This window comes from Paenibacillus sp. Soil766 (assembly GCF_001428105.1).
In the GTDB taxonomy this organism is placed as follows: Bacteria; Bacillota; Bacilli; order Paenibacillales; family NBRC-103111; genus Paenibacillus_E.
On record NZ_LMSJ01000045.1, the window covers coordinates 357,847 to 374,603 of the forward strand.

The following is a 16,757-nucleotide window of genomic DNA, read 5'->3' on the forward strand; positions in this document are numbered from 1 at the left end:
GACAGTTTCTAGGGGACTTAGTCAACTTTTGCATTTACTATGTAGAGAAACCTTGGTGGAACATGCGATATGCTTATTTTTTTTGACAAAAGGACGTACAAGCTTTACGATTTGATAAGAGAATCTTATGGTGATGAGGAAGATTCTCTTCGAAATTGCTAAGGCAGATGCTTACGAAGTCAGTTTTCTGACGAAAACTTTAAGGAGGTTAGCATTCGTTTGAACTGGATGGGGAACTTACAACAGCTTGGCCGCTCCTTAATGCTGCCTACCATTGCGCTTCCTATTGCTGCTGTGCTGCTTTGTCTAGGGGAATTACCTTGGGATGTCATACATGCTTCAAGCTTTGGGGAAATGCTGTTATTGGCTGGAAATACAATCTTTGATTATATTCCAATAATTTTCGCTGTTGGTGTGGCATTGGGATTAACAGAAAGTGCCGGAATAGCTGGCTTATCGGCCATGCTAGGGTATTTCATGTTTACCCGACTCATCGAGCATGGGCTTGGCACGCAATTTCAATTAGGCGTTTCTGGCGGGATCTTGATTGGGCTACTGGCCGCAATTATCTATCATCGCTGCAAGGAGATTAAGCTTCCGGAGTATATACAATTTTTCGGTGGACCTCGGATGGTACCACTTGTTATGGGCCTCGCAACGCTCATTGTCTCGTATATTATGATCGGGATTGGTCCGTATCTAGTGATGCTTATGGGCAAAATCTCAAGCGGATTACTTGGATTAGGCGGCTTCGGTACATTCATATACGGGATTGCTCATCGCTTGCTCGTACCTTCGGGCTTACATCATATTTTGAATAACTTTTTCTGGTTTCAAGTTGGGGCTTACGAGACGCCAACGGGTCAATATGCTTATGGTGATTTGCCGCGCTTTTTCGCTGGCGATCCATCTGCAGGCATGTATATGGCCGGTTTGTACCCGATCATGATGTTTGCATTGCCAGCTATCGCTTTTGCGATTATCGGAGAGGCGAGGGAAGATCTAAAGCCGAAGATCAAAGCTACATTTTTAACGGCTGCATTAGCTTCCTTTTTAACTGGCGTGACAGAGCCGATTGAATTTGCCTTTCTTTTTGTTGCACCGTATTTGTTTGTTATCCACGCCATCCTTTCGGGTGTAGCTATGTGGATCGCGTATGAGTTAAATATCCACCATGGATTCTCATATTCTGCTGGGGCTATTGACTACATCATTAATCTGCACTTATCACACAATGGCTTATTATTGATCCCGATTGGGCTGGTCTATGGTTTACTGTATTATTTCTTATTCCGATGGGCGATTCAGAAGTTCCGAATTCCTACTCCGGGTAGGGAAGAAGGCTCATCGCTAGAAGAGTGGGCAGGGGACATACCGTATCGTTCTCCATTAATTTTGCAGGCACTTGGCGGGAAAGACAATATTAAGAAGATTGAAGCCTGTATTACTCGATTGCGACTTACACTTGTCAATGATCGTCTGATGGACATCACGGCATTACGACACTTAGGAGCAGCAGGCGTCATACGTCTTGGAGGAGGCAATGTTCAAGTCGTGTTTGGAACATTTTCAGAGCTTATACGTGAAGAAATTATGAAGGTATTACGCAAAGATATTCATGTCGTATTATTTACTTCTCCGATGCAAGGACGTATGATCCCGATTGAAGAAGTGCCGGATCGTATCTTTGCCTCCCGACTAGTTGGGAATGGTGTTGCCTTTATTCCTGAAAAAGGAGAGTTGGTTTCCCCTGTTGCAGGTACCATTATGCATATTTACCCGACGATGCATGCACTTGGGATTCTTACGGAAGAAGGGCTTGAAGTTCTGCTGCATATCGGAATTGACACGTCCAGCTTACCAGGTAAGTGCTTTAATGCGGTGGTGAAGGAAGGCGATCGTGTGGAAGCCGGGCAGCTGCTAGTGAAGTTCAATTATAACAAAGTGAAGAAATTCGCATCTTCCTTAGCGACACCTATGATTATTACGAATCCAGATATTGTGAAATCATGGAGTTTTGCTCCGTTTAAGCCAGTTAAGAAAGGCCAAGGCTCTGTTATGTCCGTAGTCCTTAAGCCAACTAAATCCGAGGGGGGGACGAACGGATGATTAGAGGTGTAGGCGCATCATCGGGAATTGCAATGGGTCAAGCGTTTGTTATTCCCACTTGGGAATGGGATTTTCCAGAGAAAATGATAGATGTGACGGATTTAGCGTATGAATTCGAGCGATTGTATGATGGTATTCGGCACTCCAAGGACGAGTTAGAACTAATCAAACAAGAGATCAAAGAAGTTGTCGGGCAAGAACAGGCCTATATTTTTGATGCACATTTGGCCATTTTGGAAGACCCTATTTTCATGAATGAAATTCAAGGTATTATTGAGCTGCAATATAAAGCCGCAGAAGTCGCGGTGAAAGAAGTTATTGATAAATTCGTAGGTATGTTTAATTTGATTGATGATGAATACATGAAAGAACGTGCCTTAGATATTAAAGATGTCGGTAATCGTCTCTTGAAACATTTATTGGGGGATACAAGCACAACAGTGCCGCCGATTGACCATCCTTATATTCTAGTTGCGAAGGAGCTTACCCCTTCACAGCTTGCTCATCTAGACCCGACGAATGTGCTAGGATTGTTGACCATTCTGGGAGGAACGCACTCACACGTGTCGATTATGGCTAGAGCGATGTCTGTTCCTTATGTACTTGGATTAGAAGGAAAGCTGCTGCGTCCTATTCAGAATGGTGATTTCTTGATTATTGATGGGCAAGAAGGCACTTTGTATATTAACCCAGATAAGATCACAATAGAACGTTATCAAGCGCGTAAGAAAAACTGGCTGGAGTTCAAAGAAAGTTTGCAAGGAATTGCCGATGTGGCTCCGTTGACATTGGATAGAAGCTTGGTTAATCTGCATGCGAATATTAATTCGGTTATGGAAATTGACCAAGTACTGAGGAATGGCGCATCAGGTGTAGGGTTATTCCGTACGGAATACTTGTATATGGATCGAGATTCATTGCCTAGTGAAGAGGAACAATTTGAGGTCTATCGCCACGCGGCGCTGCAGCTCAAAGGGCGTCCAATCGTAATCCGTACCTTGGATATAGGCGGGGATAAGAAACTGGACTACATGCCGCTAGCCAAAGAAGACAATCCTTTCCTAGGCTACAGAGCCATTCGGATTTCTCTGGATCGAACGGACCTGTTTATGACACAGTTAAGAGCGATCTTAAGAGCTAGTCATTATGGGAATGTGAAGATCATGTATCCAATGGTGACTTCGATCGAAGAGGTGCGTCAAGCGAAAGCGCACTTGGAAAGAGCGAAGCTGGAGCTAAGTAGTCTTGGTGTGCCTTTTAATGCGAATATCGAGGTTGGCCTTACGATTGAAGTACCTGCAGCTGCCATTATTGCTGATGTGCTTGCCAGTGAAGTGAATTTCATGAGTATCGGTACGAATGATCTAGTTCAATATGTTCTAGCTGTTGATCGAATGAACGAGAATATCGCGCACTTATATAATCCTTATCATCCCGCCGTTATTCGATTACTCAAACTCGTGATCGACGCAGGCAAGCGTGTTGGCATTCCTGTAGGCGTATGCGGGGAAATGGCAGGAGATATTCGGGCTCTGCCGATTTGGCTTGGACTGGGCATTGAGGAGCTGAGCATATCGGTTCAGACGCTCTTGCAAGTTAAGCACAGACTGCTTAGCAGTGATGCCGCGACATGCAAGGCGTTGGTCGATCGTATTTTAATTTGCAAAACGAGTGATGAAATCTTGGAGCTTCTTGCTCAAACAGAACAAACGGAATCCATTGTAGGAGGTAATTAGTATGGAATTAGCAGGTTTGAAGGTGCTAGCCTTTGTTGATGAAGAATTTGAAGATTTGGAAATGTGGTATCCTGTCTACCGGTTGCGCGAAGCAGGAGCAGTTGTAGACATCGTTGGACCTAAAGCGAAGACCGTATATCATGGCAAATATGGTGTACCCATCACGACGGACTATGCGTTCGATGAAGTGAAATCTTCGGATTATGTTGGTCTCTATGTACCAGGTGGTTGGGCACCTGACAAGCTACGTCGTTATGCCGATGTGCTTAGATTAACGCAGGAATTTCATGCGGATGTAAAGCCAATCGCGCAAATTTGTCATGCTGGCTGGGTTTTGATTTCTGCCAAAATCGTTCAAGGCTACACGATGACGTCCACGCCTGGCATTCGCGATGATATCGAAAATGCTGGGGCGATCTGGCTTGATGAAGAAGTGGTCGTGGATCGCAATATCATTTCAGGGCGTAGACCGCCGGATCTTCCGGCATTTTCCAAACGTTTTGTGGAGGAAGTTATCTCGTTTAGCAAACAACAGGAAAAGTAACACTTCGCTTCCAAAGGTGGCAAAAACTACTATGTATGACTCAGAAGGAAATCTGAAGACATCGTAGAATAACATAGTACAAGCAACTCATGTACATGCCGCCAGGAAGTAGAAGGAGTGTTAGAATGCAAAAGTATTGTAAGTGCGGACGCACGATGAACCTTCGTCTGCGTACGGTTATTTATCAAAGTAAAGTAGATATCGAGAATGTGCCTATTTATTCCTGTGAAGCCTGTGGACGAAGTGAGGTCGTACCTCATGTGAAGCCTGAACTTACTGGTCTGATAGGTAGGTTAGGTAGTAAACCAGAGAAGCAGCAATTCTTTTTCCATGAAGTTTCGGAAGTTGCCTTTCTGCTATTAAAAGTAACAGAAAAAGAGCGTATGAATGATTCTATGGAGAAAATTGTGGAAGAACGAATCAATGAACTGTTGGACATCTTATTGCTAGCGCAATCGCTAGGAGATGAGCCATGGGCTGAGGAAATTCGGAAACGGTTATCTCAAATCACTCAAAGCGCAATTTCAACGTAAAAATTGGCGGCCAATCTCGATAGGAGGTTGGCTTTTATTCTATTTGTGACCCTTTTGAAAATAAAATGAAAATTATTTTCAAAGCATTTTCATTTTGCATTGCAAGATGGGTTAATTTGTCGTATCATAACGATAATATACTAGGTTCGCAGAATACTTGTGAAAATGGAGAGAGCAACCGTGACCGTAACCATTTATGATGTAGCGAGAGAAGCAGGCGTTTCCATGGCAACCGTATCTCGGGTCGTTAATAATAACCCGAACGTGAAGCCACAAACACGTAAGAAAGTTTTTGAAGCCATTGAACGATTGGGTTACCGTCCAAATGCGGTAGCTAGAGGATTAGCAAGTAAGAAGACGACAACGGTTGGCGTTGTTATTCCCGATATATCCAATTCTATTTTTGCTGAAGTAGCGCGTGGAATTGAGGATATTGCGAATATGTACCATTACAATATCATTTTGTGTAATGCGGACAAGAAGAAAGAGAAAGAAATTCGTGTAATCAATACATTGCTTGAGAAACAAGTTGATGGGTTGCTCTTCATGGGTGGAGTTGTAACCGAAGAACATATTCAAGCTTTCCGTACTTCATCTGTACCGGTTGTCCTTTGTGGCACGAAGGATGAGAACCAAGCAATGGCATCCGTCGATATTGATCATGAGGCGGCTGCATTTGATGCAGTGAACGTACTTATTGCAGCTGGGCATCGCGATATTGCAATGATTTCAGGAACACTTCAGGATCCAGCGAATGGATTCGCGAGATATCAAGGCTACAAACGTGCGCTTGAAACGGCTGGTATTCCATTACGTGATGAGTATGTACGGATTGGCAATTACCGTTATGAGTCCAGTGTGGATGCGGTTAACTATTTCTTGGAACTTTCTCCTAAACCATCTGCCATATTCTCGGCAACGGATGAGATGGCTATTGGCGCTATTCATACCATTCAAGACAATGGGCTTCGCGTTCCTGAAGATATCGCTGTAATCAGCGTAGATAACATTCGGATGGCATCCATGGTGAGACCGACATTAACGACGGTAGCTCAACCAATGTATGATATCGGAGCTGTGTCGATGCGACTACTGACGAAGTTGATGAATAAAGAATCAACAGAAAATATGCAAGTAATTTTACCGCATGAAATCATTAACCGTCATTCGGTTAAAGCTCAAGCTTAAGTGAAAAAATAAACCTCTAATCGTGTCCTTCCATGTTGGAAGAGATGCGATAGAGGTTTTCTCATGTAGGAAGAGAGAGGGAAATCAATATGACTTGGAACAAAATCGCACTAATTGGAGCAATGAATGAAGAAATTGAGCTGCTCGTTGCTCATATGACAGATATAAGCGAAACGGTAAAAGCCGGCATTACCTTCCGAGAAGGCACATATTTCGGGAAAAATGTCGTTGTATGCCGCACTGGCGTGGGGAAAGTGAATGCTGCAGTAACTACGCAAATTCTGATCGATCAGTTTGGTGTAGAGGCTGTTATCTTCACGGGTGTAGCTGGGGCATTAGATCCTGAATTGCAAATCGGTGATCTTGTTATTTCCACGGAATGTGTACAGCATGATATGGACGTGACAGCACTAGGTTTTCCGCGCGGCGTTATTCCTTATGCTGAGAACTCGGTGTATGCAGCTGATCGCAAACTCGTAGAGTTAGCTGTCGCTTCTGGAGAAAAATTATTTGCAGGTAAAGTGAAGCAGGGGAGAGTACTATCAGGCGATCAGTTCATTGCAAGCCGTGATGTGGTAGCTAGTCTGTATCAAGAGCTGAACGGTATCTGTGTCGAGATGGAAGGATCATCTGTTGCACAAGTGTGTGCGATGAATAGTATACCTTATGTTGTCTTGCGCTCCATGTCGGACAAAGCAGATGGCTCTGCCCATGTGAATTTCGCCGAGTTTACGGTGATTGCATCGGAGAATTCGTATAAAATGGTTGAAGATATGGTGAAGCAGCTGTAAATCTGCCTCATGAATAAAGCTCAGAGCATCGCCTAGTTGGCGGTGATCTGAGCTTTTCTTATCTCTGGAATGATTTCACTTCAAATACATCATCGCGAGTTCCTTCGTCTGCCGATTCTTCTCTGTGATCACCTGACGCCTTGGAATCGGCGCCCAAGTGTCGACCGGGTCGAGCCACGTCTCCACGAGTGGGATGGGGCTCTTGCCTTGCCAGGCGTCCAGCCACGCCTGGGGCAGCCTCAGCTGGGGCTCCGCCTCCAGCTGATCCATAATCGCCTGCTCGCTCATCACGAGCCAGAGCAGGCTCCAAGCCCGCGGTACGACACGCCAGATGTCGTACCCTCCCCCCCCGAGCGCGACCCACCGACCTTCGCACCACTGGTGCGCAAGTCGATGGATGAGCTCGGGCATGGCCTTGTACACGCGCATGGAGCAATGTACATGCGCGAGCGGGTCGAAAGCATGGGCGTCGCACCCATGCTGCGAGATAATAACGTCCGGCTGGAAGCGGGCGATCAGCTCGGTCAACACCTCGCTGAAGCATTCCAGCCAAGAATCATCCTCGGTGTAGGGCTCCACCGGGATGTTCACACTCGTTCCGAACGCGTCTCCTTCTCCGCGTTCGTTCACAGCCCCAGTGCCGGGGAATAAATATTTCCCCGTCTCATGGATGGACAACGTGCCGACCTGCGGATCGGCGTAGAAGCTCCACTGCACACCATCGCCGTGGTGCACGTCCGTGTCGATGTAGAGCACCTTAGCGCTATATTTCTCCTTGGCGTAGGCGATCGCCGCAGATGCGTCATTATAGACGCAGAAGCCCGCACCCTTGCTCTGCAGGGCATGGTGGAGGCCGCCGCCTAAATGTAAGGCATGCGGCGCTTGGCCGGACATAACGACGTCTACGGCAAGGATAGAGCCACCTACGACCTTCGCTGTGATGTCATGCATCCCTGGGAAGTAGGGCGTATCGTCTGTGTCGAGCCCGAAACGCGTAGCTTCACGCACCCAGCGCTCATCAGGGTCAGCCGCACTTAGTGCTTTCACAGCCTCGATATAAGGGGCTGTATGCACGCGCATCAGATCTGTGTCTGTCGCTGGGCTAGCAGTGAGAAGTGCACTGTCAGGGAGCGCACCAGCCTTGCGAAGCAGATCAACTGTCATGATGAGACGATCCTGATTGAAGGGATGAGTATCATTAAATTTATATTGAATTTCTTGATCATCATAGATAAACACAGGTTGCGTAAACTTCATGTTCATTTTCCAAATTCCCCCGAATTGGCTAACAATTTCGTTTGAAGATCTGCTACTAACTGCATCTTATGGAGCTAATACATAAAGCGCTGCTGGAAACGCACACGATCGAACTGCTCGACCGATGAGATAGGTACTTGCTTCCCGATTCTCACCATGAGACAGTTAGCGGGATGTGAGCAAATTTCTGGATCATCGGTTGCAAACCAGATCATATCGACACTTTTCATGAGCTTCTCCATCATTTGACGATATTCCCAAACGGTTAATTTACTCGTTTCTAAATCCCAATGCCAATAATATTCGGTTGTGAAACATATGACATTTTCCATTTGATCATCTTCAAATGCAAGTTGAATCATTTTTTTGCCTAAACCAATCGATCTGTAATCATCAGCGACCTCAATGGCACCGAGTTCAATTAAATCCTTCATATTTCCTTGTGACCATCGTTCAATTTCATCTGCGTAATGGAAAGTGACGTAACCGACAATGGTGGATCCATCCCTCGCCAGAATGATTCGTCCTTCAGGTAACCCGGCGATCTCGATGAGTGCTTCGAGTTGTTCTTTCGGCCGGCGAAAGGCGTCGAGCTTCGCGTGCATGGTGAGTTCCTGCAATTTGTCTGGTGAAACGGGACCCTCAATAATAATTTCTGATTGATCGGGAGCAGTGCGCAAGCTTTGTGAGTGGTAGATCTTGATATGCTGCATAACCTTGGCTCTCCTTCTAAAAAACAGCATGATGGGCGTTTCCTTTACAAAAATATGAGAATTTATATATTTCACATAAGTAGTCGTTTATTTTGGATTCATAGTAATTTTATACCAAACTTTTGTTTGAAATCATAGCAAAACTTAAACATAGGCGAAATATTCTGAGTATGTTATAATAGAACATGTCAAAAATCGATCACATTTTGCTCGAATTCATCAGTAAAGTGAAAGCGGTTTATTTCGTGAGGAGGGTTTTACGTTTATGGATCCAATGAAAGATGAACTCATTAAATCAGTATCCCTTAATCCAAACATGGCTAATTACGAACAAACACATGCGACATTTGATTGGGCTGACATTGAGAAAAACTTCTCCTGGTACGAAACAGGTAAAGTGAATATGGCCTATGAAGCCATTGACCGTCATGCGGATGGCGGGAAGAAGGACAAGATTGCTTTATATTACAGCGATAGCACGCGTGATGAAGCGATTACATTTGGACAAATGAAAGAAAGATCCAATCAGTTTGGTAATGTGCTTAGAAATCTAGGCATTGGCAAAGGCGAGAGAGTTTTCATTTTCATGCCGCGGACACCTGAACTGTATTATTCTTTACTTGGATCGCTCAAAGTAGGCGCGGTTGTTGGACCGCTTTTTGAAGCGTTCATGGAAACGGCAGTTCGAGATCGTTTGGCGGATAGTGAAGCGGTTGCGATTATCACAACGCCTAGCCAATTATCACGAGTGCCATACAGTGAACTTCCACACTTGAAGCATGTGATCCTTGTTGGGGAGAACATCGAGCTTGGTGAAGGACAAGTTGATTATCATAAAGAAATGGCGAATGCTTCTTTAGAGCTTGAGATTGAATGGTTGGACCGTGAAGATGGATTAATTATTCATTATACATCAGGGTCAACAGGTAAGCCGAAGGGTGTATTCCACGTTCAAAATGCGATGTTGCAGCACTACTATACAGGACAAATTGTCCTTGATTTAAAAGAAGATGACATCTACTGGTGTACAGCAGATCCAGGTTGGGTAACAGGGACTTCCTACGGGATCTTCGCTCCGTGGTTGAATGGTGCGACGAACGTGATTCGCGGAGGACGTTTCAGTCCACAGGATTGGTACAATACACTTCAGAAATATAAAGTAACCGTTTGGTACAGTGCGCCAACTGCTTTCCGTATGTTGATGGGGGCGGGCGATGATGTTTCTGCTAGCTATGATTTGTCGGCACTTCGTCATGTATTGAGTGTCGGAGAACCACTGAATCCGGAAGTCGTCAGATGGGGTATGAAGGTCTATAATCAACGTATTCACGATACGTGGTGGATGACAGAGACAGGCGGACAGTTGATTTGTAACTATCCATCCATGACGATTAAACCAGGCTCTATGGGACGTCCAATTCCAGGTGTAGACGCTGCCATTATTGATGACGCTGGTAACGTTCTTCCTCCGAATCGGATGGGGAATCTCGCGATCAAAACATCTTGGCCATCGATGATGCGTAAAATTTGGAACAACCCATCTAAGTATGAAGAGTACTTCCGTTTGACAGGCTGGTACGTTTCTGGAGATTCCGCTTATCAAGACGAGGACGGTTATTTCTGGTTCCAAGGTCGAGTGGATGATGTGATTAACACAGCAGGAGAGCGTGTAGGCCCATTTGAGGTTGAAAGCAAACTTGTTGAGCATCCAGCTGTTGCTGAAGCTGGGGTCATTGGGAAACCAGACCCTATGCGTGGAGAAATCATCAAAGCGTTTATCGCGTTGCGTGAAGGCTTTGTTGCTTCTGATGAACTGAAAGCAGAAATTTCTAAGTTCGTCAAGGAAGGTCTATCCGCGCATGCGGCACCGCGTGAGATTGAATTCAAGGACAAGCTGCCCAAAACACGCAGTGGGAAGATCATGCGCCGTGTGCTTAAAGCATGGGAGCTTAACCTTCCAACAGGTGACTTATCGACAATAGAAGATTAATTTAGGTTCATTCACAGCTTTCTCCGTACCCTCAGTGGTGCAGAGAAAGCTTTTTTGCGTCAAAAAAAAAGAAGAGCCTGGCAGCAGCCAGGCTCTTCTTCAAATTCGTTTATTTATTGTATGCGATGGTAGCTGAGAATTTAGATTCTCCTGCATCATTAATGGCTGTTATCTTGTAATAGCCATTGAAAGCTGCTGCGTAGTAATGGAATTCATTTCCATTCTCGACGGTGCCTAACTTCGTGAAAGTGCCTTTTTCTTTATCACTAAAGTACACGACATACTGTTTGACTTTGTCTTTGGCATCATTCGCTTTCCATGTTAGGACAAGTGAAGCTTCTTCAGCTTTTGCCTTGATGCCGGTAGGGGCAGAAGGAGCATCCTTGGATACCGGCTTGCCTGAAGGCGTGCTAGTTCCTGTTCCAGTACCCGTTCCACCATTCGTTGTTCCTGGGGATGGCATAGTAAGATCTTTCAGTGGATTGCCATTGCTATCGACACCAGGGATGATTAACGAATCTAGCGTGCTTCCATCCGTATAAGAGGATCGGCTTGGTGTGGATTCTTTACCTGCAACATCAACAGCAGTGACATAGTACCCTGTTATAGCTGCCGTTTGAAGTTGATCTACAAACTTAGTCTCCGCACCTGCAAGCACGACTTTTCCACCTATAAGCTGGAACTTGCCTTGATTATCTGAACGATAAATGCGATAGCCTACGATATCTGCATCCGTGTTCGGTTGGAAAGTAATTGTCGCCGTATCCCCTGATTTGACTGTTACGACGTTTAGAGGTGCTGGAGGCACTTTCCCATCGTCCGCCCTTGGGTCAGTTTCGGAAGGAGCATCTACGTCATAATCAGTTGGCTTATAGAAATCGATAGGCTTTCTGCTTTTCTCAGGTAGCTTTTGCATGGCTGCATCGATTTCTTTTAATAATTGCGTGATTGATTTTTGTCGTTTAATTACGACTTTCTCTTGTACGAAATCAACAGGTGTCGTTTCTTGAGCTACGTAATTGAGCCCATTTAGCGAGCTGATTTTCATTTTAACCATGACATTATCTGTTTCTGTAGGCAAATACTTTTTGTTGAAAATATCGGTTACCAGATGCTCAGAGCTTGTTGTCAGTTCACTCGGAAGCATGCCGGATAAGCTAGAGACTGTTGATGAAACGATACCATCTGGTTTTGCGAATGTTTTGTTCGGGAATAGATTTGGTTTTTGCTCAATTGTTTTGTTTAAGATGAGCGCCCAGATATCTTTTGCATGGTTGGTTTGACCCGTTTTGGAAGACAGTTTATTAATCGGTTGATCATAACCGATCCACACGCCGACTGTTACATCAGGGGTGAAGCCCATGAACCAAGCATCAGCGTCATCCTGTGTGGAACCTGTTTTTCCAGAGATCTCGATTTTACCGTAAGATTTGAATTTTTTCATGAGATCAGTAGCTGTACCTTGGCTAGCGTTGCTAATGACGGTTTTCATCATATCCGTAATTAGGTAAGCCGTTTGTGGTGAGTACACCGTTTGGGGCTTCTGCTCATGTGCATAGATGATTTTGCCGTTCGAATCTTTAATTTCACGAATTAAGTACGGTGCATTAAACACGCCTTTATTCGGAATAGATGCATAGGCACCTGCTAATTCCTTGACGGAGGTTCCTCGACTTAAACCACCTATAACACCAGTTTGAGCGACATTGTCTTCTTTGGTAAGTGATGTAATGCCTAATTTCCTAGCGAAATCCCATGCTTGCGTAATGCCTACTTTATTGAGGAATATATCAATAGCAGGGATATTATAGGATTGATTTAATGCTCTTCGAGCAGTCATCAGTCCATGGAATTTATGGTCCCAGTTCTCTGGCAGATGGAAACCTTTAACGCCATCTTTGAGAATGATTGGGATATCATCTACGATGGTGGCAGGCTGCAAGACCCCTTTTTCGAGTGCAGGGATATAAGCGGCAATTGGCTTCATTGTAGACCCAGGCTGTCTGTAGGCTTGCGTAGCGTGATTCAGCTGCTCATCGAAGAAATCGCGGCCTTCAATCATTCCTTGGATGGCTCCTGTTTTGGAATCAATCATAATGGCGCCGACCTGCTCGATGCCGCCTTTCTTCTCATCCGTTGGTGCGAAATTCTTCTCATTGCTAGAAATCTCATGCATCGAATCATAAATTGTTTTATCAATCGTTGTGTAGATTTGATAACCGCCGCGTAATAGCTGTGTATGTATGTTTTTGAGTGCTTCATTATACGCGGTTGGGTTCGTCTTCGGATCAAGTTCAGGATGTTGAATCTTCAATAAAATTTCAGATGCTTCCTGTTCGGTCTCGATCATTAGATAAGGGTAGGTCGTATAGGCTTTTTGAGCTGCTGCAGGCATGGAAGCTTTAAGATCGAATTTCAAGGCATCTTGATATTGATCATTGCTGATTTTGTTTTCTTCCATCATCCGTTTTAATACGAGCTGCTGTCGCGTTATCGCTTTTTTGAAGCCATCCTCATCAAAAGTCGGCTTACTTGTAAAAGCCGAATATTGCGATGGAGATTGAGGTAATCCGGCTAAATACGCGGCTTGTGCAACATTCAATTTGGCTAAATCGTCGATATTGAACAGACCTTTGGCAGCGGCTTTAATGCCGTAGAGATTATAACCAGTTGCTCCATTGCCATATGGGATTTTGTTAAGGTAAGCAAGTAAAATTTCATCCTTCGACATGATGCGTTCCATTCGGAGTGCAAGCAGCAATTCTCTTGCTTTACGGCCGTCATCGCGATCTAGTGTAAGGAAAACACGTCTAGCTAGCTGTTGTGTGATTGTACTTCCACCGGTTTGCACATCTTCATTCAAAAGCTTCTGTGTGACTGCACGGTAGAGGCCACGGAAATCGATGCCGCGATGATTGTAGAAATCTTTGTCCTCAATGGCGAGAACGGCGTCTAACAAGTTCTGCGGGATGTCTTCGAGTTGTGCAAGTCGTCGATCTTCTTCGGTTCGTAATTGTCCAATTACAGCATCATCATTGAAATAGGCGAATCCTGTAATTGCATTCTCCTGCATTTGTTGTCGAATCGCATCTTCGCTGCGGATCGGATCTTTTTTGACAAGTGCACTTACATATCCGAAAGCGGCGGATCCACCCAGCAGGCCAGCCAAAAACACACAAATAATGGCCCATTTTAATGAAATTCCAATTACTTTAAATGTTGTTCTAACCCAGGGACGATTCAATTTCGCGAAAAAATTGCGCATAAGTTCCAATATCCTCCTTACATGAACCCTAATAGTATATCATAATTGCACCTTTTGCGGTAATGCTGATGGGAGAAAGGTTCAGTTCTAGGTTTGACAAGTATCAGATTGCTGTGTTATAACAAGAACAAATGCGTTGATGGATCAGCAGTAGGTAGCTTGTGGATGCTTTCAGAGAGCCGGTGGAGGGTGCGAACCGGTACCTGCAGGTTAGTGAATTACGGTCTTGAGCAGTAAATGGGAACCTGCAGGAATGTGCCTGCACTAGTAGTATTTACCGATTAAACCTCGTTATCGGTTCTTGAGTGAAAATAGCACGCCGTGCCTACGACTTTGGTTACCACAATAGAAAGTATAAGTGTTCGGCTTCCGAAAACGTCTTTCTATTTGGCGATAAAACCATCATCTAAACGCGGTCGCTCATCTTTGAATGGCCTCGATAGAGGTTTTCTCATAGATGTACGTAACTGCTGTTTTAATTAGGGTGGTACCGCGAGTCAAGTCTTCTCGTCCCTTTGGGATCAGAAGGCTTTTTTGTTTTTATATTTCATAATAAAGGATGGTTGCAGATGAGTATTCTGAAGGATTTAGAGTTTCGCGGTTTGCTGCATCAAATTACGGATCGAGAAGGTTTGGACAAAAAGCTGAGTGAAGAACGCGTTGTCCTATATTGCGGCTTTGATCCAACAGCGGATAGTTTGCATATCGGTAGTTTGCTTCCCATTTTAACCTTGAGAAGATTCCAACTTGCTGGACATGTTCCTTTAGCTTTAGTAGGTGGTGGAACTGGGCTTATTGGTGATCCGAGTGGTAAAGCGAATGAACGCACATTGAATGGACCTGAAGTTGTTGAGGCATGGTCTCAAAGTATTAAAAATCAGCTCTCTCGTTTTCTTGATTTCTCACCTGAAATTGAAAATAGTGCTGAACTAGTGAACAATTACGATTGGTTAGGTTCTCTGAATGTGATTGAATTTTTACGCGATGTAGGTAAAAACTTTACTGTGAACTATATGTTGGCTAAAGATTCTGTAGATTCACGTATTACGAAAGGGATTTCGTTTACAGAGTTCAGTTACATGATTCTGCAATCCTATGATTTCTTGAAGTTAAATGAAACGAAGAACTGTTCCGTTCAAATTGGTGGAAGTGACCAATGGGGGAATATTACGGCTGGACTTGAGCTAATTGGTAAATCAACGGATCGCCGTGCTTTCGGTGTAACACTGCCGCTTGTTACGAAGAGCGATGGGCAGAAGTTTGGTAAAACAGAAGGCGGAGCCATCTGGTTGGATGCTGCCAAAACATCACCATACCAATTCTACCAGTTCTGGTTAGGGACAGCTGATAATGATGTCATCCGGTTCTTGAAATATTTCACATTTGAAGCACAAGAAGAAATTGAAAGACTTGAAGCTGAAGTGGAAGCTCAGCCGGGGAAGAGAGAAGCTCAGAAAGTGCTGGCTCGCGAAGTTACGAAGCTTGTTCATGGGGGAGAGGCGCTAGAGAGTGCGCTTAATATCACATCCGCGTTATTCAGCGGGGATATTCAGTCACTTTCACGTGTTGAAATTGAAGAAGCGTTCAAGGATGTCCCTTCAACAACATTAGATCAAGATGACGTCGCTTTGATTGATCTTCTGATTTCTGTAGGAGCTGCACCATCTAAGCGCCAGTCGCGTCAAGATATTGAGAGTGGAGCGGTTACGGTAAATGGTGTTAAAGTGACGGATCTGGAGGCGACGACGAAACAATTGGGTCGATTAGGTGAATCTTATCTCATTATTCGCCGCGGTAAGAAGAATTACTTCCTCGTCAAATTTGAATAAACGTTGGTAAATAAATAACCCCCTTAGGGAAATCCCTAAGGGGGTTGCTTTTATTAACGGCTGTAGAACTCGACGATTTGTTTCTCGTCAATTTCTTGTGGAAGCTCGGAACGTTCTGGTAAACGGATGTATTTACCTTCTACGCTTGCGTCGTTAAACTCAAGGTAAGTTGGAAGGTAGTTACGGTTAGCAAGAGCTTCTTTCACAGTGGAAAGGCCTTTGCTTCTTTCACGAAGTGAAATCACATCACCAGTGGATACGATGTAAGAAGCGATGTCAACTTTTTTGCCGTTCACAGTTACGTGACCATGAGCAACGAGTTGACGTGCACCTGCACGGGAATTGGAAAGACCAAGACGGTAAACCAAGTTGTCTAGGCGGCTTTCAAGCAATACCATGAAGTTTTCACCGGCAATACCCTTGATTTTGGAAGCTTTGTCGAACAAGTTACGGAATTGTTTTTCGTTCAAACCGTACATGTGACGAAGTTTTTGCTTCTCGTTCAATTGTACACCGTAACCGCTCATTTTTTTACGTTGTCCTGGGCCATGTTGACCTGGAGGGAATGGGCGTTTCAAGTCTTTACCGTTACCGCTCAAGGAAATACCAACACGACGGCTTAATTTGAATTTAGGTCCTGTATAACGTGACATATAGGGAAAACTCCTTCTCATGACAATTAGTTTGTAAATAGCATCTAGATGTCAGGGTGAAGACAAGTGCCCGATTTTGCTTACGAATCATAAAGTGATTCCCTGTCAAGAGTAGTTCAGCCGCTGTCTTGTCAGGAGCAAAAGCAGTG

12 protein-coding genes and 1 other annotated feature are annotated in these 16,757 nt (G+C 44.5%); of the genes, 8 read left to right on the plus strand and 4 right to left on the minus strand.

Annotation, left to right across the window (positions count from 1 at the left end):
• Positions 1–219 precede the first annotated feature (219 nt).
• From ASG89_RS28985 to ASG89_RS29010, 6 genes are all read left to right on the plus strand, one after another.
• Complete coding sequence (locus ASG89_RS28985) at positions 220–2,109, plus strand: glucose PTS transporter subunit IIA (RefSeq protein ID WP_057314769.1); 1,890 nt, start codon at positions 220–222, stop codon at positions 2,107–2,109.
• Positions 2,106–3,845, plus strand: coding sequence for a phosphoenolpyruvate--protein phosphotransferase (gene ptsP, locus ASG89_RS28990; protein WP_057314770.1), 1,740 nt, complete (start codon positions 2,106–2,108; stop codon positions 3,843–3,845). Before ASG89_RS28985 ends, ptsP begins: the two co-directional genes overlap by 4 nt.
• Position 3,846: 1 nt before the next feature.
• Positions 3,847–4,389 carry a type 1 glutamine amidotransferase domain-containing protein gene (locus ASG89_RS28995; RefSeq protein WP_057314771.1) on the plus strand — a complete coding sequence of 181 codons (543 nt, stop codon included), beginning with the start codon at positions 3,847–3,849 and terminating at the stop codon, positions 4,387–4,389.
• Between the two features lie 125 nt (positions 4,390–4,514).
• Positions 4,515–4,922 carry a hypothetical protein gene (locus ASG89_RS29000; RefSeq protein ID WP_056612481.1) on the plus strand — a complete coding sequence of 136 codons (408 nt, stop codon included), beginning with the start codon at positions 4,515–4,517 and terminating at the stop codon, positions 4,920–4,922.
• A 180-nt stretch (positions 4,923–5,102) separates the two neighbouring features.
• Complete coding sequence (ccpA, locus tag ASG89_RS29005; protein ID WP_057314772.1) at positions 5,103–6,110, plus strand: catabolite control protein A; 1,008 nt, start codon at positions 5,103–5,105, stop codon at positions 6,108–6,110.
• Between the two features lie 89 nt (positions 6,111–6,199).
• Positions 6,200–6,901, plus strand: a complete 702-nt coding sequence (locus tag ASG89_RS29010) for a 5'-methylthioadenosine/adenosylhomocysteine nucleosidase (RefSeq protein ID WP_057314773.1) — start codon at positions 6,200–6,202, stop codon at positions 6,899–6,901.
• Positions 6,902–6,976: 75 nt separating this feature from the next.
• Here the strand turns inward: ASG89_RS29010 and ASG89_RS29015 are convergent, their stop codons facing one another.
• Both ASG89_RS29015 and ASG89_RS29020 read right to left on the minus strand, forming a co-directional pair.
• Positions 6,977–8,158: an acetoin utilization protein AcuC gene (locus ASG89_RS29015; RefSeq protein WP_057314866.1), complete on the minus strand. Its 1,182-nt coding sequence runs from the start codon at positions 8,156–8,158 to the stop codon at positions 6,977–6,979.
• Between the two features lie 74 nt (positions 8,159–8,232).
• Positions 8,233–8,871 (minus strand): GNAT family N-acetyltransferase, encoded by a 639-nt coding sequence (locus tag ASG89_RS29020; protein ID WP_057314775.1) that lies wholly within the window; start codon positions 8,869–8,871, stop codon positions 8,233–8,235.
• Between the two features lie 265 nt (positions 8,872–9,136).
• Between ASG89_RS29020 and acsA the strand changes: the two genes are divergently transcribed.
• Positions 9,137–10,861 carry an acetate--CoA ligase gene (gene acsA, locus ASG89_RS29025; RefSeq protein WP_057314777.1) on the plus strand — a complete coding sequence of 575 codons (1,725 nt, stop codon included), beginning with the start codon at positions 9,137–9,139 and terminating at the stop codon, positions 10,859–10,861.
• A 109-nt stretch (positions 10,862–10,970) separates the two neighbouring features.
• Here acsA and ASG89_RS29030 read toward each other — a convergent pair whose 3' ends face one another.
• On the minus strand, positions 10,971–14,126 hold the full coding sequence (locus tag ASG89_RS29030) for a transglycosylase domain-containing protein (RefSeq protein WP_057314780.1): 3,156 nt from the start codon (positions 14,124–14,126) through the stop codon (positions 10,971–10,973).
• A 127-nt stretch (positions 14,127–14,253) separates the two neighbouring features.
• Positions 14,254–14,644, plus strand: a binding site (T-box leader).
• 51 nt (positions 14,645–14,695) lie between these two features.
• Between ASG89_RS29030 and tyrS the strand changes: the two genes are divergently transcribed.
• Positions 14,696–15,955, plus strand: a complete 1,260-nt coding sequence (gene tyrS / locus ASG89_RS29035; protein WP_057314782.1) for a tyrosine--tRNA ligase — start codon at positions 14,696–14,698, stop codon at positions 15,953–15,955.
• 53 nt (positions 15,956–16,008) lie between these two features.
• Here the strand turns inward: tyrS and rpsD are convergent, their stop codons facing one another.
• Positions 16,009–16,608, minus strand: a complete 600-nt coding sequence (rpsD, locus tag ASG89_RS29040; protein WP_057314783.1) for a 30S ribosomal protein S4 — start codon at positions 16,606–16,608, stop codon at positions 16,009–16,011.
• Between the last annotated feature and the right edge of the window lie 149 nt (positions 16,609–16,757).